The sequence below is a fragment of the Pseudosulfitobacter koreensis genome (assembly GCF_024733015.1).
Classification (GTDB): domain Bacteria; phylum Pseudomonadota; class Alphaproteobacteria; order Rhodobacterales; family Rhodobacteraceae; genus Pseudosulfitobacter; species Pseudosulfitobacter koreensis.
In genome coordinates, this window is the sequence record NZ_JANKJG010000014.1 from 27,150 (window position 1) to 43,764 (window position 16,615).

At 61.3% G+C, this 16,615-nt stretch carries 20 protein-coding genes; 16 read left to right on the forward strand and 4 right to left on the reverse strand.

Annotation, left to right across the window (positions count from 1 at the left end; genetic code table 11):
* The first annotated feature begins 182 nt into the window (after positions 1 to 182).
* From NTA49_RS15705 to NTA49_RS15725, 5 genes are all read left to right on the forward strand, one after another.
* Positions 183 to 1,112 carry a transferrin-binding protein-like solute binding protein gene (locus NTA49_RS15705; protein ID WP_258295755.1) on the forward strand — a complete coding sequence of 310 codons (930 nt, stop codon included), beginning with the start codon at positions 183 to 185 and terminating at the stop codon, positions 1,110 to 1,112.
* 24 nt (positions 1,113 to 1,136) lie between these two features.
* Entirely contained in the window at positions 1,137 to 2,549 is a 1,413-nt protein-coding gene (locus NTA49_RS15710; RefSeq protein ID WP_258295756.1) for a hypothetical protein, read from the forward strand.
* 109 nt (positions 2,550 to 2,658) lie between these two features.
* Positions 2,659 to 3,087 (forward strand): VOC family protein, encoded by a 429-nt coding sequence (locus tag NTA49_RS15715; RefSeq protein WP_258295757.1) that lies wholly within the window; start codon positions 2,659 to 2,661, stop codon positions 3,085 to 3,087.
* Positions 3,088 to 3,128: 41 nt separating this feature from the next.
* Entirely contained in the window at positions 3,129 to 3,806 is a 678-nt protein-coding gene (locus tag NTA49_RS15720; RefSeq protein WP_261368369.1) for a DUF1194 domain-containing protein, read from the forward strand.
* A gap of 7 nt (positions 3,807 to 3,813) precedes the next feature.
* Positions 3,814 to 4,563, forward strand: coding sequence for a DUF1194 domain-containing protein (locus NTA49_RS15725; protein WP_258295804.1), 750 nt, complete (start codon positions 3,814 to 3,816; stop codon positions 4,561 to 4,563).
* A gap of 58 nt (positions 4,564 to 4,621) precedes the next feature.
* On the opposite strand, the gene NTA49_RS15730 is transcribed toward NTA49_RS15725, so the two are convergent.
* On the reverse strand, positions 4,622 to 5,107 hold the full coding sequence (locus NTA49_RS15730; RefSeq protein ID WP_261368370.1) for a MarR family winged helix-turn-helix transcriptional regulator: 486 nt from the start codon (positions 5,105 to 5,107) through the stop codon (positions 4,622 to 4,624).
* Positions 5,108 to 5,576: 469 nt separating this feature from the next.
* Between NTA49_RS15730 and NTA49_RS15735 the strand changes: the two genes are divergently transcribed.
* Complete coding sequence (locus NTA49_RS15735; RefSeq protein WP_258295760.1) at positions 5,577 to 7,142, forward strand: alpha/beta hydrolase; 1,566 nt, start codon at positions 5,577 to 5,579, stop codon at positions 7,140 to 7,142.
* 19 nt (positions 7,143 to 7,161) lie between these two features.
* On the opposite strand, the gene NTA49_RS15740 is transcribed toward NTA49_RS15735, so the two are convergent.
* Positions 7,162 to 7,425, reverse strand: coding sequence for a succinate dehydrogenase assembly factor 2 (locus NTA49_RS15740; protein ID WP_258295761.1), 264 nt, complete (start codon positions 7,423 to 7,425; stop codon positions 7,162 to 7,164).
* Positions 7,418 to 7,816, reverse strand: coding sequence for a helix-turn-helix domain-containing protein (locus NTA49_RS15745; RefSeq protein ID WP_258295762.1), 399 nt, complete (start codon positions 7,814 to 7,816; stop codon positions 7,418 to 7,420). The genes NTA49_RS15740 and NTA49_RS15745 overlap by 8 nt, the downstream gene beginning before the upstream one ends.
* Before the next feature lie 126 nt (positions 7,817 to 7,942).
* Here NTA49_RS15745 and NTA49_RS15750 point away from each other — a divergent pair, with 126 nt between their 5' ends.
* From NTA49_RS15750 to NTA49_RS15760, 3 genes are all read left to right on the forward strand, one after another.
* A complete protein-coding gene (locus NTA49_RS15750) occupies positions 7,943 to 9,145 on the forward strand; it encodes a pyridoxal phosphate-dependent aminotransferase (RefSeq protein ID WP_258295763.1) in 1,203 nt (400 codons plus the stop codon).
* Between the two features lie 194 nt (positions 9,146 to 9,339).
* A complete protein-coding gene (locus NTA49_RS15755; protein WP_258295764.1) occupies positions 9,340 to 9,594 on the forward strand; it encodes a type II toxin-antitoxin system CcdA family antitoxin in 255 nt (84 codons plus the stop codon).
* Positions 9,582 to 9,872, forward strand: coding sequence for a CcdB family protein (locus NTA49_RS15760; RefSeq protein ID WP_258295765.1), 291 nt, complete (start codon positions 9,582 to 9,584; stop codon positions 9,870 to 9,872). The genes NTA49_RS15755 and NTA49_RS15760 overlap by 13 nt, the downstream gene beginning before the upstream one ends.
* 94 nt (positions 9,873 to 9,966) lie before the next feature.
* On the opposite strand, the gene NTA49_RS15765 is transcribed toward NTA49_RS15760, so the two are convergent.
* Positions 9,967 to 10,818, reverse strand: a complete 852-nt coding sequence (locus tag NTA49_RS15765; protein WP_258295766.1) for a LysR family transcriptional regulator — start codon at positions 10,816 to 10,818, stop codon at positions 9,967 to 9,969.
* Positions 10,819 to 10,970: 152 nt separating this feature from the next.
* Between NTA49_RS15765 and NTA49_RS15770 the strand changes: the two genes are divergently transcribed.
* The 7 genes from NTA49_RS15770 to NTA49_RS15800 all read left to right on the forward strand — a co-directional run bounded on the left by NTA49_RS15770 (position 10,971) and on the right by NTA49_RS15800 (position 16,439).
* A complete protein-coding gene (locus tag NTA49_RS15770; RefSeq protein ID WP_258295767.1) occupies positions 10,971 to 11,591 on the forward strand; it encodes an FMN-dependent NADH-azoreductase in 621 nt (206 codons plus the stop codon).
* Positions 11,592 to 11,667: 76 nt separating this feature from the next.
* Positions 11,668 to 12,345: an AAA family ATPase gene (locus NTA49_RS15775; RefSeq protein WP_258295768.1), complete on the forward strand. Its 678-nt coding sequence runs from the start codon at positions 11,668 to 11,670 to the stop codon at positions 12,343 to 12,345.
* Positions 12,346 to 12,368: 23 nt separating this feature from the next.
* Positions 12,369 to 13,289, forward strand: a complete 921-nt coding sequence (locus NTA49_RS15780; RefSeq protein ID WP_258295769.1) for an AvrD family protein — start codon at positions 12,369 to 12,371, stop codon at positions 13,287 to 13,289.
* Positions 13,290 to 13,372: 83 nt separating this feature from the next.
* Complete coding sequence (locus NTA49_RS15785; RefSeq protein ID WP_258295770.1) at positions 13,373 to 14,626, forward strand: MFS transporter; 1,254 nt, start codon at positions 13,373 to 13,375, stop codon at positions 14,624 to 14,626.
* A gap of 37 nt (positions 14,627 to 14,663) precedes the next feature.
* Positions 14,664 to 15,380: a glutathione S-transferase family protein gene (locus NTA49_RS15790; RefSeq protein ID WP_258295771.1), complete on the forward strand. Its 717-nt coding sequence runs from the start codon at positions 14,664 to 14,666 to the stop codon at positions 15,378 to 15,380.
* A gap of 90 nt (positions 15,381 to 15,470) precedes the next feature.
* Positions 15,471 to 15,884 (forward strand): cupin domain-containing protein, encoded by a 414-nt coding sequence (locus NTA49_RS15795; protein ID WP_258295772.1) that lies wholly within the window; start codon positions 15,471 to 15,473, stop codon positions 15,882 to 15,884.
* A 153-nt stretch (positions 15,885 to 16,037) separates the two neighbouring features.
* On the forward strand, positions 16,038 to 16,439 hold the full coding sequence (locus NTA49_RS15800; protein ID WP_258295773.1) for a hypothetical protein: 402 nt from the start codon (positions 16,038 to 16,040) through the stop codon (positions 16,437 to 16,439).
* Positions 16,440 to 16,615: the final 176 nt, after the last annotated feature.

Consider the following 16,615-nt stretch of genomic DNA (forward strand, 5'->3'; position numbering starts at 1 on the left):
TGGACACAGAATCTGATAGGGCGTCACCTTATCTAGCGGGGAGCCATCCGTGAACCGCTATATCGTGGTCGCATGCAAGACACATCTATCGGGGGTTGTTCACAGATTCGTTGACTTTGAACGCGTTTGGGGGGAATTTGACGCCAATAAGAGGCAGCAGTTCAACAAAAAGGTGGTCGCAAATGACCCGTTTATTCTCAGGCATCGCCGTATTGGCGCTGGTTGCCGCGTGCGGCGACGGCAATCCGTTTACGGCCCCTCCGACTGACACCGGTGGCGATCCGACCACGGGGCCGATCCCTGCGGTTCTGGCGAGCGATCTGGACAGTTTCACATATGACCCGACGACGGGCACGCTGGTGGTGACGGGCGTGAGCCTGGACGAGGACGCGCTGGGGTCGGTCTATCGGCGCACACCGGGGCTGGATGTGCCGGGCTATGTGGCGTTCACCGCACAGGACGATGCGCTGGACCAGCACGCGACGGCCTATGTGCAGGACATCAACGGCACGCGCGCGGGCATCATGGTGACGGGCGGGCAGTTCGGCACCTATAACGGCGGCGCTGCCTATGGCCGCGAGGGCGGCTACAGCCCGCATGTGGTGACGGGCGAAAGTGGTCTGGTGACCTATGAGGGCGATTACGTCGGGCTGACCAACCTGCCGGGGGACGAAACGGATCTGTTGCCATTTCCAGATGGCCGCAACGAGGCTCTGAGGCCGGGACAGGCGGCGAAGGTGACGGGCAAGATCTTCTTCAACGTCGATTTTTCGGACAACACGCTGAAGGGGTCGATCTATGAGCGCCAGCTGGATCTGGCCGACAGCCAGCTGACCGGGGGCGCGACGACGGTGGCGGTGGCGAATATCGACTTTGTGCCCACCACGATCGACGGCAACGGGACCTTTCAGGGCGATGCGCGCATTGGTCAGGACGACAAGGGCACCTATGGCGGCATCTTTGGCGGGACTGAAAGCGAGGTCATGGCGGGTGCGGTCTTTCTTGAGGACCATTTGCTGGAGATCGAAAATGCCGAAGAATACGGCGTCTGGGTGCTGGGCAAATGCGGCGGACCGCAAGCCGGTGCGCCCTGTACGGATGTGGACGACTGAGCCGGGGGCTGACGGGCGGATCGGATGATACGCATAAGACACTTGTTATGTGTCACGGCTGTGGCCGCGCCGGGGTTTGGCGCGGTCGTGGCCATTGCGGGGACCGATGACGTCAAGGCGGCCCCTGTCGAGACCACGGTATCCTTAGGCGATGCGCGCGCGCTTGCGCATGTGGCGCTGAGCCGGGGCGATGCCGATCTGGCGTTGAAGCTGGGCACGAGCCTGTTGCAGGCCGATGCGCGTGACGCCAATGCGCTGGCGATCGTGGCCGCAGCCGAGGCGCAGCGGGGCAATCACCGGGCATCGCGCCGTGCGGCGGGGCGCGCCTATCGCGCCAGTGACGACGACACATCCCGGTTGAAGGCGGCGCAGTTTGCCGCGCGGGCGGCGATGCTGGACAAGCGCCCTACCCTCACGCAGATCTGGCTGCGCCGGGCGGCGACCAACACCACCAACCCCGAGGACATCAAGCGGATCGGCGCGGATTACGCACGGGTGCGGGCGATGAACCCGTTCAGCTTTCGCATCGGTGCCAGTGTCTCGCCTTCGGACAACGTGAACAACGGCGCCGACAGCGCGTTGCAGACCATCGACGGCGTGCCCATCGTCGGCAGCCTGAGCGGCAGTGCGCAGGCGCTGTCGGGCACCGTCGCCACCACCGACATCGCATTGGGATACCGGATCGCTCAGTCGGACACCGGCGTGACCGAGATCGGCACGCGGCTCTACGTCAAGCGTGTGTCGCTGTCGTCGGAGGCCAAGGCGATGGCACCGGGGTTCAGCGGCGCGGATCTGGGCAGCACCTATGCGGATGTGTCCATCGACCGGCGGTTTCGCTGGGGCAAGCCGGGCAACACCGCGTCGGTCGGGCTTGCGCTTGGCAAGACATGGTCGGGCGGCGATGCGTCCTATGATTTTGCGAGCCTGCGCGCATCCCGCTCGGTCGGCTTGGGCGCGCGCACGCGACTGGGGTTCAGCGCCGCACTGGAAGAGCGCAAATCGGCGGTGCGGGCCAGCCAGGACCAGACCCTGACCACATTTGGCGCGCAGCTGAGTCACAAGCTGACGCGCGGCGACACCGTGGGCCTGTCGTTTTCGCTGTCGGACGTGGACGCGGGCCACATCAACCAGCGCCAATCCTCGGCCAGCGTGCGGGCATCCTATCATTTTGGCCAGTCCATCGGCCCCGCGCAGGTCACCGCATCGCTGATCGTGGGGCAATCGCAGTACGACGATTTCAGCGTCGGCTGGATCGCGGTGCCGGGCGGGCGCGAGGACACGTCGTTCTACGGCGACGTCACATTTTTCTTTGCCGATTACGACTATGCAGGCTTTGCGCCATCTGTGCGGCTGCGCGCAGGCCAACGACAAAGCAACGTCAGCCGCTACGAGGGTGCGGAGTTTTCCGTGAACTTCGAGGTCAAGTCGGTCTTTTGATCCGTGCGGGTCGCACAGGCTGACGCGCCCGCGCGCCGGAAACTGCGCTGGCCCTTGGGCGCGTGCGTGCTAGAGTCTGCCCAGACTTCAAGGACGAAAGGACGCGACAATGGCGCTGAAGTATTTGCACACGATGGTTCGGGTGAAGGATCTGGAGAAATCCATGGCCTTTTTCGAGATGCTGGGCCTGAAAGAGACCCGCCGCATGGACAGCGAGCAGGGGCGTTTTTCGCTGATCTTCATGGCCCCAGAGGGGCAGGAAGAGTGCCCTGTCGAGCTGACCTACAACTGGGACGGCGACGACAAGCTGCCCGACGACAGCCGCCATTTCGGGCACCTGGCCTATGCGGTCGATGACATTTACGGGATGTGCCAAAAGCTGCAGGACAACGGCGTGACCATCAACCGCCCGCCGCGTGACGGGCACATGGCGTTCGTGCGCTCGCCCGACAACATCTCGATCGAGCTTTTGCAATCGGGTGACGCGCTGGCCCCGCAAGAGCCGTGGGCCAGCATGGAAAACACCGGGCACTGGTAACGGTGAAACATGCGCTGATCGCATTGTGGTGGGGCCTTTGCATGGCCCTGCCCGCCGCCGCCACAGCACAGGAGTGCCGGTTGGCGCTGGTTCTGGCGCTGGATGTGTCGTCGTCGGTGGATGCGACCGAGGACACGTTGCAGCGGCAGGGGCTGGTGGCGGCATTGACCGCGCCCGAGGTCCGCGCGGCGTTTTTTGCGACGGACGCGCCCGTGGCGCTGGCGGTTTACGAGTGGTCGGGACGCTACAATCAGGAGCTGATCCTAGATTGGGTGGTCGTGCGTGGCCCCGCCGAACTGCTGATGGCGGCAGAGACCGTGGCGGCGTCGAAACGCTCGCACAATGATTTCCCCACGGCGATGGGCTATGCGCTGGGGTATGGCGCGGGGCTGTTGGAGCGCGCGCCCGACTGTCTGCAACAGACGCTGGACATGGCGGGCGACGGGCAGAACAACGATGGCTTTGGCCCGAAGGCGGCCTATCGCGCGTTTGATTTCGCGCAGGTGACGGTGAACGGTCTGGTGGTGAACGCCGCCGATTACGAGGCCGAGGTCGGGCTGATCGCCTTCTATCAGCGCGAAGTGATGCACGGGCCCGGTGCCTTTGTCGAAGTGGCGCAGGGGTTCGAGGATTACGAGCGCGCGATGCGCCGCAAGCTGGAGCGCGAGCTGTCGCCGCCGGTGTTCGGGGCGTTGCGGCAACCGGGTGACCGGGGATGATGTGCGCATGATACGGGCGGCGCTGTTGGCATGTGCGTTTGCGGTCGCGGGACAGGCGCAGGCGGCGTGCAGGCAGGCGCTGGCGCTGGGTCTGGATGTGTCGGGATCGGTCGATGCGCGCGAATACCGGTTGCAGATGGACGGGCTGGCGCAGGCGCTGGATGCGGGCCCGGTGCGGCAGGCGTTGATGCAGTTTCCGCAGACGCCGGTGAAGCTGGCGGTCTATGAATGGAGCAGTCCCGGCGACACCACGCTGCTGGTGCCCTGGACGGAAGTGACCTCCGAAGCGGCGCTGGACGGTGTGATCGGAACGCTGCGCGCGCGGGTGCGGGTGCCACGCTCGCCCGGGACGGGCCTGGGGTCGGCGGTGCAGCACGGCGTGGGGATGCTGGATCAGACCGATTGCACGGTGCGGACGCTGGATATTTCGGGCGACGGCAAATCCAATCTGGGACCGCGTCCGCGCGATGTGAAGAACGCGCTGTCGGGGCGGGGTGTCACGGTGAACGCGCTGGTGATCGGGGCGGATGCGCCGGCCACGGGGGATCGCAGGCAGGACGAGATCGGCGAGCTGAGCTCATATTTTCGCGCCGAGGTGATTTTCGGGGCGGATGCCTTTGTCGAGACGGCGCTGGGGTTCGACGGCTATGCGGCGGCGATGCAGCGCAAGCTGGAGCGGGAATTGCAGGTCATGGTTATCGGTGGCGTGATCGGGGGCGTGATGGGTGGCGTCATCGAGGACGTGGCGCGGCCCTAGCCGGGGGGGATGCAGACCGCCGTTCTGGCTGGTCCTTGATGTGCATCGCAGGCGGGGATCAGTAGATATAGCGGATCTGATCGGTCCAATAGCGTTCGACGCGCTTGAGGGTGCCTGTGATCTCTTCGATGCCGTCGTCGCGCAGGACCTGTGCGGCCTGCAGGCCGACGGCGTGACGCTCGAAGAGTTCGGCCACGGTGTCGCGGATCATGCGGCCGTTCGCGGTCAGCCGGACCCGGACCGAACGACGGTCGATCTCGCAGCGCTGGTGGTGCATGTAGCCCATTTCCACCAGCTTCTTGAGGTTGTAGCTGACGTTGCTGCCCTGATAGTAGCCCCGGCTTTTCAATTCGCCGGCCGTCACCTCGTTGTCACCGATGTTGAACAGCAAGAGCGCCTGGACCGCGTTGATTTCCAGCACGCCGACACGTTCGAACTCATCCTTGATCACGTCGAGCAGCAGACGGTGCAGCCGCTCGACCAGCGACAGCGCCTCGAGATAGCTGCCGATAAAACTCCTCCCCGGCGGACCGTTGCCGGGCATCTTGAGTGCAGGTTCCTGAATGCTCATTGTACTACTCCGACTCGTTCATCCTGCGAGGGAGAATGGGGAGAATTTGACAATAAACCGTTAAGTTGGGTTTGGGGGGAGGAACCAATTTGATAGAGGGGAAGTGGATTTGGAGTCTTTGGCACATATATTTTTTTGCGCTTTATTCGTTTCAGCGAGTAGGTTTAGGACCCTCGCAGTACCCGCGTTGGCGGCACAGTAAACCGTAGCAGCCACCCAGGGATTTAGACGTTTTGTTGTTGTGCCGCGACAGCGTCAGGAGCCATATGCGAACTGATCGGCAGTTTTAGAGCTAGTGATCAAAGTGACACATGTGGATTGGGGTACTTTTTGTCACCCGCAGTGACTGTAAAAAATACGGCAGAAAGTTTTTTGCTATTGTGAAGTCATAGGTTACACATAGGTATGAACTGATATTTTAGATTGCGAGGAAGAGCAAACTGTGTCTAACGAAGAACATGCGGAGTGGCTCAAAGAAGGAGTTGAGAGCTGGAATCGCCGAAGGAAAAAGGTTCAATTTTCCCCTGATCTATCAAGTATACGATTCTTCGACTTTCTGCCGCCAGACTTTCGAGATGCGCCCAAAACTTCTAGGTTTTTCGAGAAAATTGATCTATCAAACGCAAATCTAAGAAACTCTGACCTATCTGATCTTAATTTCGTCGGCTCAAAATTTGTTAACGCAGATATGTCCAATTCAAACCTCTCCATGTCAAATTTTGGAAGAGCAAACTTTACAAATGCTGACCTCTCTGGTGTGAACGCTCGAAATTCTATTTTCAAGAGTAGCAAATTTGAAAATACTACCTTGGTTGGAATTGAGTTAGCAGGTGCCACAATTGAGGGCGCGACCTTCATCGCTAGCAATATTCCTGAAAGCCAAATAGAAAAGGTATCGCTGCAGACAGCTTCTGTCTTCGCAGACCGACAAGCGTTCTTACAAGCTATAGAACCCCGTTTACTTTCAGCCAACAAAATGGAAAAATCACTGCCAGAATTTTATGAAGAAGAATATGACAGCGGAAAATCTAAAAAGAACAGATATGACGTTTTCTTTGCTACCAACCGCAACCCCATTCTTGAAAGAGGCGAGCTTACTGGATTTGGAGCTTTAAACAATAACACGTTAAGCCTCGGTGTTTGCGAAGTTATTGTCCCTGAAGGTCATCGCGTAGGTTCTTTAGGATCACCATTGTGGAAGCGACTTTTTAACAGGAAAGATGATCGCTTACATATTGATCATTTGATTTCAATGAATGATGAGCTTTTTTGGAAGCTCATCCGGGATACCGCTGACAGAATGAAGCTGCGCGAGCACCCAACAATCTTTGTTCATGGCTTCAACACTACATTTGAAGAAGCAGTGCTTAGGTCGTCTCAAATTGGGTATGACCTAGGTATAGGTCAAGGAATCGCTCTTTTTAGCTGGCCATCAAAAGGCAAGCTACGCAATTACAGCGCTGACGAGACGCAATCTGAAGCGAGTAAGTACTTCTTGGCTAATTTCATCCAAGACTTCACTGCCAACTCACCAACGGGCAAGGTGAATCTCATTGCTCACAGCATGGGTTGTAGGTGTCTCGCTGGGGCCCTGGAAGTTCTTTCTCACAAACGGGTTTCCACATTGAAAAAAGTAAACCAAGTCATCATGGCAGCAGCGGATGTAGATGCGACGATAATGCCCCATCAGGGAGGGTCGGTTGTAAAGCATTGCAAAAGGATGACATCTTATGTTTCGGGCTTAGACAGAGCCTTAAAAGTTTCTGGTTGGCTTCATAGCTACCCGAGAGTCGGTATCACTCCACCAACGTTCGTCTTAAATGGCATGGACACTATCATTGTAAACGACTTGGATTTAGGAGATTTTTCGCATGCCTACCTTTCCAGTAGCCGAACCATCCTTAGCGATGTTTTCACTTTGCTGAAAGAGAATACTCCACCTGATAATCGGCATGCCATTGAACCCGCAGGGAATGGGACTGCTAAATATTGGCGCATTAAAAACTAGGAACTATTCATGCCCCCCGCTACCCTGTCCCCTGGAACTGCACCGAGATCCGCGCGATCAGGGCTTCGAAGCGCTCGGGCGGTGGGACCTGGCCCGTCACCCACTGATACAGGTCCTGATCGTTCTCGTTGAGCAGGTCGTCGTAGTTGGCGAGGCCTTCGTCGTCCATCAGGTGCAGGGTGTCGTCGGCGTAGGCGGTGAGGATCAGGTCCATTTCCTTGATCCCGCGCCGCATCGAGCGCATTTTCAGGCGCTTGAGGCGGTGTTCGTGCAGCTCAGACATCGGCGGGGTCCTGGACCAGCTTGCGCAGGGTCTTCTCCATCCGGGCGACGTGGTCGGCCTGGGCGGTGAGGTCGGCGCGCAGGGTGCGCAGGTCGGCGAGCAGCATGCGCATGTCGCGCGGCAGCGGGTCGTGGTCGGGGGCGGGCAGACCGTCGCCCTGGCCGTTGATCAGCCACATCATCGACACGTTCAAGAGCCCGGCCATCATCGACAGGCGGTTGGCGCGCGGCTCGGAGCGGTCGTCTTCCCACCCGCGCACGGTCGAGAGGCGCACGCCCAGACGGCGGGCCAGATCCTTTTGCGTCAATCCGGCGGATTCGCGCGCGGCGGCCACCCTGTCTCCGAAGGTCGCTGCTTCCTGTGAGTACCAGTCGTTGCCGTCGTCGTTCATGAGGTGTCCCCTATCCGTTGAGTGTGCGCCGATGCGCCTGTGCTTGGCCGATGCGCTTGTGCTTGATCGTGCGGCGGGCCGCGCCTATGAGTCCAGAGGTATTCCCCCAGACCCTGCGAGGCTCAGATGAAACTGCTTTCCGCCACTCTCGACCGTGTCAAACCGTCTCCGACCATAGCAGTATCAAACAAGGCGGCGGAATTGAAGGCTGCGGGCCGCGATATCATCGGTCTGGGCGCGGGAGAGCCCGATTTCGACACGCCGCAGCACATCAAGGATGCCGCCGTGGTGGCGATTGCGCTGGGCAAGACCAAATACACCGCCGTCGACGGCATCGCCGAGCTGAAACAGGCGATCTGCGCCAAGTTCAAGCGCGACAACGGGCTGGACTATGTGCCGGCGCAGGTTTCTGTGTCGTCGGGCGGCAAGCAGGTGCTGTACAACGCGCTGATGGCGACGCTGAACGAGGGCGACGAGGTGGTGATCCCCGCGCCCTATTGGGTGAGCTATCCCGACATGGTGCTGCTGGCCGGCGGCACGCCGGTGGTGGCCGAGGCGTCGTTGCAGACGGGGTTCAAGCTGACCGCGGACCAGCTGGAGGCGGCGATCACGCCGAACACCAAGTGGTTCATCTTCAACTCGCCGTCGAACCCGACGGGCGCGGGATACAGCCGCGACGAGCTGAAGGCGCTGACCGACGTGCTGATGCGCCACCCGCATGTCTGGGTGATGTCGGACGACATGTACGAGCACCTGGCCTATGACGATTTCGAGTTCTGCACGCCCGCGCAGGTCGAGCCACGACTTTATGACCGCACGCTGACGGTCAATGGCGTGTCCAAGGCCTATGCGATGACCGGATGGCGGATCGGCTATGCGGCGGGGCCCGAGGAGCTGATCAAGGCGATGCGCAAGGTGCAGTCGCAGTCGACGTCGAACCCCTGTTCGATCAGCCAGTGGGCGGCGGTCGAGGCGCTGAACGGGCCGCATGATTTCATCGCCGAGAACAACGCGGCCTTTGTGCGGCGGCGCAACCTGGTGGTCGAGATGCTGAACGCGGCGGAAGGGATTTCATGCCCGGTGCCGGAGGGGGCGTTCTATGTCTATCCGTCGATCGCGGGGCTGATCGGCAAGACGAGCCCTGCGGGGGTGAAACTGGTGGATGACGAGACCTTTGCCACCGCGCTGCTGGAGGAGACCGGCGTTGCGGTTGTGTTTGGCGCGGCCTTCGGGCTGAGCCCGAACTTCCGGGTGAGCTATGCGACATCGGACGAGGCGCTGAAGGAAGCGTGCACGCGGATACAGGGGTTCTGCGCGGGGGTGCGGTGACGGGTTTTGGGTTGTTTGGGCGGAAGGTCTGGGGGGCGGGGCGAAGCGGGCGTTGACTGCGGGCTAAAGTCGTTTGTCAATCTACCGGGCCCTGTCCGCAAACCGTGGGAGTCGGTCTGGAATTCCTGACAAGGAAACCTTGCGTCGCACCGCGCGCGGTATATCTTGACGGTATAGGAACGGAGATTGATCGTATGGCAAATGCCGCTAAGCGCAAGACCTCCTTGACACTCGATGCCGAGGCTCTGGAGGGCGCACGGGAGCTGGGTATCAACGTATCCGCAGTGGCTGAGGCGGCACTGGTCAAGGCCGTTGCCGAGGCGCGTCGCGACAAGTGGTTGGTTGAGAACGCCAGCGCGTTTGCCGCTCAATCGGATTGGCACGAGCACAACGGGCATCCACTGGCCGATATTATCGTAGCGCCCGGTGGATCCTCATGGTCTCGCTGACCCGCTATGATGTCGCGGAGTATAATGGCATTTCCATGGTCGTCGTCGAAAGCGACCTGCTGCCGCCCGATGCCTCCGTTGTCGTTATTCCGCTTCTTTCCGACTATCCTGCGGTGCGGCATCTGAATCCTGAAATTCAATGCGACGGCAGACGCCTGATCCTGGCGACAAGGCTGATCGCGGGTGTGCGACGGTCGCGTTTGCGACACACCGGAAATGTCGCTGACCAGAGGGATCAGATTACGCGTGCCGTGGATGTCTTGATGTCAGGCGTATAGCGCGCAAGATCAACACGATGTGCGGGCGCTACCTTTTGGGGCCTATTGGGACCTCTTTGGGCCTCTTGGGGCCACGGTCGTCGTTTGCACGCCCTCACACGCCCTTGCTGAGGTTGTCCCTGAGGTAGTCCGTCAGGGCGCGCACCCTGCCCGCCTTGCGCACGTCGCGTTGCATGACGAGGTAGACGGGCTGCGAGATGGCCAGACGCGCGGGTTCGATGACCTGGAGCGCGGGGCCTTGGGCGGCGAGAAAGGTCGGAAGCAGGGCGATCCCCATGCCATGCAGGGCGGCCTGCTGTGCGATCCGGGGGTTGTTGGTCTGCACGGTCACGACGCGGCCTGCGGCCTGGCGCAGGACGGCGTCGCTGAGATAGGGCTGATGGCTGCCGGAATAGCCGATGAACCTGCGTGACGCCGCAGGCACCGCGCAGGTTTCGGGCAGGCCGTAGAACAGATAGCTGACATTGCAGATCTTCTGGGTGACAAGTTCCGCACCTTCGGCGGCGACCATGCGCAGGGCGACGTCGGCCTCGCCGCGCGACAGGTTCGCCTCTTTCATCTCGCCCAGCAGACGCAGGCTGATGTCGGGGTATGCGTCGTGAAACCCGTGCAGGGCGGGCATGATGATCTCGCTCAGCAGGAAGGGCGGCGCGGTCAAGGTCACGCTGCCCGAGACGGTGCCCATGGCCAGCGACAGCCTTTCGACGTTGCGCATCCGGTGTTCGATCTCGACGGACTGTGCGTGAAGCGTCTTGCCCTCGTCGGTCAGCACCCAGCCGCGCACCAGACGGTTGAACAGCCGCACGTTCATGTGCGTCTCAAGCCGGGTGATGCGCCGTGTGACGGTGGAATGTTCGATCTTGGCCACGCGCGCGGCCCCGGCGACGGAACCTTCGGCGACGACCGCCATGAAATGTTTCAGATCGTCCCAGACAAAATCGGCCATTGGCAATTTACGCAACTCTTACTTGCACGCATCGCGGATGGACTGCGCACGGGAACTGAAGGATCATGCTGCATATGCAATATAAAATTGCTGCAGCGCAATAAGGTTTTGTAATCCTATCGTCCTGCTTTATCTATAAAAAAGGAAATGCCATGAAAATCCTTCAGATTAATGCATCCACGCGCGGGCCTGAAAGCCAATCGCTGTCCGTGGCTGAAAATCTCATCGCAAAGCTGAAATCAGGCCCCGGTGTTTCGGTGGACACGATGGATCTGTTCGACGGCTCGCTGCCTGCCTTTGACGCAAATGCGGTGGGTGCCAAAATGGCGCTTTTTACCGGCGCAGAGGCCACTGCCGCGCAAAAAGAGACCTGGGCCACGGTCGAAAAGATATTCCAGCGCTTTGCCGCGGCTGATGTCTATGTGGTGAATACGCCGCTGTGGAACAACGGCATTCCCTATGTGCTGAAACAGCTGATTGATCTGGTCACACAGCCCGGATGGACTTTTGGATTTGATCCCGAAAAGGGTTATAACGGCCTGCTGACCGGAAAACGCGCCTTTGTCGTGCATGCAAGCGGTGTCTATTACAACGGTATTTCGCCCAATTTCGGGTCGGATTTCGCCACCCCCTATCTGGACGACTGGTTCAAGTTCATCGGTGTCGCCGATGTCGAGCACATCCACGTGGCCCCCACGGTCGTGAATGCCGACTATTCCACGACCAAGGCCGAAGCCATCGTCAAGGCCGAAGCGGCAGCCGCCGCAGCCTGATACCGGGGCGGTCGCGCGTCGGTTAGACGGCGGAAGAGTTTCACAATTTCAATGGTTTGTTCAAGGATATTATTCAATGAAGATCGGGCTGACTGGCACATATTCGTCAGGCAAGACATATACGTCTCTTGTGGTTTCCAAGTATCTCGGGGTGCGCCGCACAGAGGCATCGACCATGCGTGAAATTCTTCCGCACGCGGCACCGGACAAGACGCTCGAGGAATGCACCGCAGCGCAATTGATCCAGATGATCGTGGTGCGTCATTCCGAACGCGTGGTGCATGAAAAACTGCTGTCGCCGGAATTCATTTCCGACGGCTGCTCTTTGCAGGAATGGATCTATGGCAGCGTCCGGGTGAAATACGGGGTCAATCCGAATGCGTCGATCCATCTGGAACCGGATGCAAGCGTCGAAAAGACCGGCGAGCTTGCGTTTTTCGAAGACGTGATGTGGGAGCTGGGAAAGGCGTTCAAGCGCCATGTGAAGGCGTCATTCGATCAGTTCATTCACCTTAGGAATGAATTGCCGCTGGCAAAGGACGGCCACAGGCCGGTCAACGAGAATTTTCGCCGGTCTTCGGATGAATTCCTGCTGGAGACGCTCAGGGAAATCGACATGCCATTCGTCGTGATTGGCGGATCGGTCGAGGAACGCGCCGATGCGATTGCCGAAGTGTTCGGGAAAAAGCCGGTGATGTCGGTCCAGCAGGCCATGGCGCAGGCCCAGGCGGATTACGACACGCTTTTGATGTAACGCGTATTCAGAGGATTTATTTCATGGAACTTGGCTATTACAAAAGTATCGACGATTTTCTGGGTGTCCGTCAGGGGCGGTATTTCGGTGACGGTTATCTGAAATCCTCGCAGATCATTCGTGATTTCGGGATTTCGGGCAGTCTGAACGCCTTGCAGATCAGTTGCGTGGGGGCGGTGAGCCTGCCTGCGATGTGGTCGCAGAAGGGCGGGACGCAGCAAAAGCCGCATCTGAGCACCATTGATGTCATCGAACTGGCGCTGGAATGTCTGCGGCAGTTTCGCATCGGGATGCGCCGGGGCGACGAGTTGTCCACCGACCTTCTGAGCAGCATTTCCATCGTCGCGGGCAGCAGCCCCGTCGAGGAAGACATGGACGCGCTTGCGATCACCGGGCAGGTGCTGCTGGACGACGAAGCGGGCGAGGTCATGTTGCTGAACATCGCGAACATGGAGGTCCACCTGCGCCTGCGGCCCCGTGGCCATGGGGTGGCGCGCGGGCTGACGTTTTGCAGGCAGCCTGTGGAGTTGAGCGAGGTGCTGTTGAACACCGAAGGGATGCAGGCCTCGGCCATGGCCTCTTCGGGGGGACAGGTTGGGGTTGGGCAGAGCAGGGCTGGGCAGAGCGGGGGCGCCTGGTCGCTTTCGGCCAGCTTTGCCTGCGCGCTGCAACTGGGGCAGCTGTTGCTTTACAAGCTGGACAAGATCGACCGCACCAAGAGCAACACGTTGTGGATGAAGCGGACGCACATCAGCTTTTCCGACCTGATGCCCAGCGGCGGCGGGGTTCAGCCCATTCACGCGCATCTGGACGACGTTCTGAAATACACCAAGGCGGATGGGGAATGGCGCAGGGCCAATGTCTGCGCGGCGTTTTGCAACGTGCAGATCACCTGCCGTGTGACGCACCGCCTGCCCGGCCCTGCGGTGCATCTGGTTCAGTAGGCACCTGTCGCTGTTATCCCCCCCCGGAAGGCCCGTGTGTTCGGGGGGGCGAGTTTCCATCACTTGATCCGAGAGAGACCGAGATGACGCATTCGCCCTGGACGTTTGTTGTGGCCGTGATGATCACCGGTTTTCTGGTGGTGGCGCAGATCTATGCAGTGCTGCCGATGCTTGGCACGCTTGCCGTCGATCTGGGCATCACCGAGACGCAGGCAGACCTGATCCCGGCGGCCTTCGGGCTGGCCTATGCGATCGGGTTTCTTGTCTTCGGACCGCTGGCCGACAAGGTTGACCGCATGACCCTGCTGATCGCGGGGCTGGTCGCGCTGGCCGGGACCACGGCGCTGGTCGCGGCGGCCGAAGGTTATGCCGCGCTGGTTGCGGCACGCATGGTGCAGGGGCTTGCCGCCGCCAGCTTTCCCGCGACGGCGCTGGCGCTGGTGTCCCAACGGGTGCCGCGACCGGATCAGCCGATGGCGATTGCGATGATGGGCTTTGCGTTTCTCAGCTCGGCACCGCTGTCGCAGCTGCTGGTGGCCGCGTTCGATGTGCCGCTGGATCGGCTGATGTGGGGGATGGCGGCGCTGTACCTGATCTGCGCCTGCGGTGTCCTTGGCAGCGGTGCGGTGGGGCCGCGTCCGGCGGATGTTGCGGCGGAACACCCGACACCCGCGACAGGGGGGGCGGCGGGCGGTGCGGCGGGCGGTGCTGCGGGCCGGGCGATGCCGCCCCTTGCGGCCTGTGTGCTGGCGCCGCTGGTGGTTCTGTTCTGTCTGGTGTCGTTTCACACGCTGTGCCAGATGCTTGCCGCCCCCGGTTCCGGTGCGGAGGGCATGATTGATCCGCAGATGCTGCGGCTGGCAGGCTTTCCGCCGCTGCTGCTGTGTTTCATCGCACCGCGCCTGACCAAGGCCTATGGCCCCGCGGTCACCGCCTGCAGCGGTCTTGCGGTCACCGCCGCCGGGCTGATTGTCGCGCTGGTCACGAGCGGCGGTGCTGCGTCGATTGCCGGATGGCCTGCCTGGGTCCCGGCGGGCGGTCTTGTCCTGGCCAGTGTCGTGGTGTCGGCGGGCGTGGCGCTGGCGGTGCCGGGGCTGATCGCTGCCGTCACGTTCTGGTCGGGCAACGCGATGCGGGCACGGGCCCTTGCGACCTACACGTTCTTTTTGTTCATCGGGGCGAGCATCGCACCCTTGGTCGCGGGGGCCGTCTATCGCGCCGATCCGGCCATGGCCTTTGCCGTGCCGACCATCGCGGCGCTGATCGCCTGCACCCTGTTGCTGCGCGCGCGCCCGGAAAGTGATCCGGTGAAGGCTGCCGCCCGCCCCCTGCCCTGAGGTTTCGATTGCCCCTGTCCCGAAAGGACCCCTGACGATGTTGCAGACACACGACCATGCGTCCCCGCACGACCATGCGTCCCCGACAGCCCCGCTGACCCTGCCGCCCCAGGCCGTGTTGATCAGCTTTCCGATCTGCCCCTTCGTGGCGCGCGCCCGCATCGTGGCGCTGGAGAAAGGCGTCGATGTCAACGTCAGGTTCATCGACCTTGAGAACAAGCCGGACTGGTTCCTGAAACGCTCGCCCACGGGCACCGTTCCTGCGCTGGACACGGGCACGGATTTCATCTTTGAATCATCGGTCATCGCCGAGTTCATCAACGAGCTGGGAGGCCCCAGCCTGCACCCCGAAAAGCCAGCCGCACGGGCGCTGAACCGCGCATGGGCGGAGTTTGCGGGCAACCTGCTGCGGGCCCAGTACATGCTGATGATCGCAAGGACGCAGGCCGAGGCGGACCGGCACCGCGCGGCGCTGTTCACCGCCATGCAGAAGGTCGAGACGGCCCTGCACCACGCGCCCTATTTCAACGGGGACGGCTTTGCCATCGTCGACGCCGCCTATGCCCCGCTGTTCGTGCGTTGCGATTTCCTGATCAGGACACGGTCGATCGACCTGCTGACCGGATTGCCCAGGCTGCGCGACTGGGGCACCGCGCTGACCCGACGCGACACGGTGCGGCAGGTGCATGGCCCCGAGCATCATGAACAGCTTGAAGCGCATATGGCCCTGCGCGGGTCGGCCTTGTCGCATTAGCGTTTGGCCCGGTGGTGGGCGCCGCTTGTCAGAGCGGTGCGTCGGGCGCATAGTCGCGCATGTTTGTGGGAGGGAGGGCGGTCGTGGAAGGTGACGATCAGACACCGGCGGCGCGGGCCGTCATCGCGCTGCCACCGGGCGGCGGGCGGCGGGCGGCGCTATGAGATGGGCGATCTGACCGCCCTGTTCAAGGCGGACGAGGACGAGACCGGCGCGGGCTACAGCATATCCGAATGGATCCTTGCGCCCGGGCAAGGCGGTGTCGGGGCGCATGAGCACGCCGCCAATGACGAAGTGTTCTATGTGCTGGAAGGACGCCCCGAGCTGCTGGTCGGCGACACCTGGACAGTGTTCGAGACCGGCGCGTTCATCCGGGTGCCTGCCGGGGTCACGCATGATTTCAGAAACCTGACGGACCGCCCTGCGCGGCTGCTGAACGTCTATGTCCCCGGCGGTTTCGAGCGGGAGATGCCCAAGATCGTCGCGTGGTTCGCGCAGGGCTGACCGGGTACGCGGCGGCCTGCTGCACTGCCTGTTCGCTTGGATTCTTGGTATTTTCTCCTGCCGAGAGGGGCGAAATTATTTGCCTGCCCCCCGGTTGCTGGTACACCGCATGAAACATCAGGCCGGACATCCCCAGCCAGAAAGGATTGCGTCATGGCAGGCGATTTGCCCGACTATTATTTCAGGGTCCGCGAAAACGGGGCCCTTGTGTTCCGTCTGGACACCGAAAACCGGCAGCGGCGGATCGAGATGGACCAGATCGCGGTGATCAACATCCGCAACGGCGACGTGAAGGCGCATGGCGACCGCACGCTGAGTGCCGCCGACATGGACGAGATCAACGCCTGGATGGCCTCGCGGCAGGCGCTGCTGGCGGCGCGCGACGTCGACGACATTCACCGCGCGGTCGATTATCTGAACCTGACCGCGCAATGGGTGCAGTCGAAGGCGACGGACGAGCAGCTGGACGACGTGACCGACGCGTTGCTGCTGGCGATGCACGACCTGCGCAGCGTGCTGGTCCGCAAGAAGGCCGACCGGCTGATGGAGGGCTGACCCTTGTCGCCTTCGGGGGGTCCGGGGTCTGCATCACCGGGTGCAAAACTGCCCCGCGCGGGCGCGTGCGCCGGTATTGAGTGGCCATGCGGCGCGGAACGCCGTTAGATCATGTTCCGAGTTTCATTTAGTGTAAGGTTTTAGAGATATGCGCCCGACCCCGGTTTTTCCTTTTG

What these genes read in the sequence shown, in the direction of transcription:
- NTA49_RS15705 (WP_258295755.1), top strand. Translation starts at nt 183, where the DNA reads ATGACCCGTTTATTCTCAGGCATCGCCGTATTGGCGCTGGTTGCCGCG.
- NTA49_RS15710 (WP_258295756.1), top strand. Translation starts at nt 1,137, where the DNA reads ATGATACGCATAAGACACTTGTTATGTGTCACGGCTGTGGCCGCGCCG.
- NTA49_RS15715 (WP_258295757.1), top strand. Translation starts at nt 2,659, where the DNA reads ATGGCGCTGAAGTATTTGCACACGATGGTTCGGGTGAAGGATCTGGAG.
- NTA49_RS15720 (WP_261368369.1), top strand. Translation starts at nt 3,129, where the DNA reads ATGGCCCTGCCCGCCGCCGCCACAGCACAGGAGTGCCGGTTGGCGCTG.
- NTA49_RS15725 (WP_258295804.1), top strand. Translation starts at nt 3,814, where the DNA reads ATGATACGGGCGGCGCTGTTGGCATGTGCGTTTGCGGTCGCGGGACAG.
- NTA49_RS15730 (WP_261368370.1), bottom strand. Translation starts at nt 5,107, where the DNA reads ATGCCCGGCAACGGTCCGCCGGGGAGGAGTTTTATCGGCAGCTATCTC.
- NTA49_RS15740 (WP_258295761.1), bottom strand. Translation starts at nt 7,425, where the DNA reads ATGTCTGAGCTGCACGAACACCGCCTCAAGCGCCTGAAAATGCGCTCG.
- NTA49_RS15745 (WP_258295762.1), bottom strand. Translation starts at nt 7,816, where the DNA reads ATGAACGACGACGGCAACGACTGGTACTCACAGGAAGCAGCGACCTTC.
- NTA49_RS15750 (WP_258295763.1), top strand. Translation starts at nt 7,943, where the DNA reads ATGAAACTGCTTTCCGCCACTCTCGACCGTGTCAAACCGTCTCCGACC.
- NTA49_RS15755 (WP_258295764.1), top strand. Translation starts at nt 9,340, where the DNA reads ATGGCAAATGCCGCTAAGCGCAAGACCTCCTTGACACTCGATGCCGAG.
- NTA49_RS15760 (WP_258295765.1), top strand. Translation starts at nt 9,582, where the DNA reads ATGGTCTCGCTGACCCGCTATGATGTCGCGGAGTATAATGGCATTTCC.
- NTA49_RS15765 (WP_258295766.1), bottom strand. Translation starts at nt 10,818, where the DNA reads ATGGCCGATTTTGTCTGGGACGATCTGAAACATTTCATGGCGGTCGTC.
- NTA49_RS15770 (WP_258295767.1), top strand. Translation starts at nt 10,971, where the DNA reads ATGAAAATCCTTCAGATTAATGCATCCACGCGCGGGCCTGAAAGCCAA.
- NTA49_RS15775 (WP_258295768.1), top strand. Translation starts at nt 11,668, where the DNA reads ATGAAGATCGGGCTGACTGGCACATATTCGTCAGGCAAGACATATACG.
- NTA49_RS15780 (WP_258295769.1), top strand. Translation starts at nt 12,369, where the DNA reads ATGGAACTTGGCTATTACAAAAGTATCGACGATTTTCTGGGTGTCCGT.
- NTA49_RS15785 (WP_258295770.1), top strand. Translation starts at nt 13,373, where the DNA reads ATGACGCATTCGCCCTGGACGTTTGTTGTGGCCGTGATGATCACCGGT.
- NTA49_RS15790 (WP_258295771.1), top strand. Translation starts at nt 14,664, where the DNA reads ATGTTGCAGACACACGACCATGCGTCCCCGCACGACCATGCGTCCCCG.
- NTA49_RS15800 (WP_258295773.1), top strand. Translation starts at nt 16,038, where the DNA reads ATGGCAGGCGATTTGCCCGACTATTATTTCAGGGTCCGCGAAAACGGG.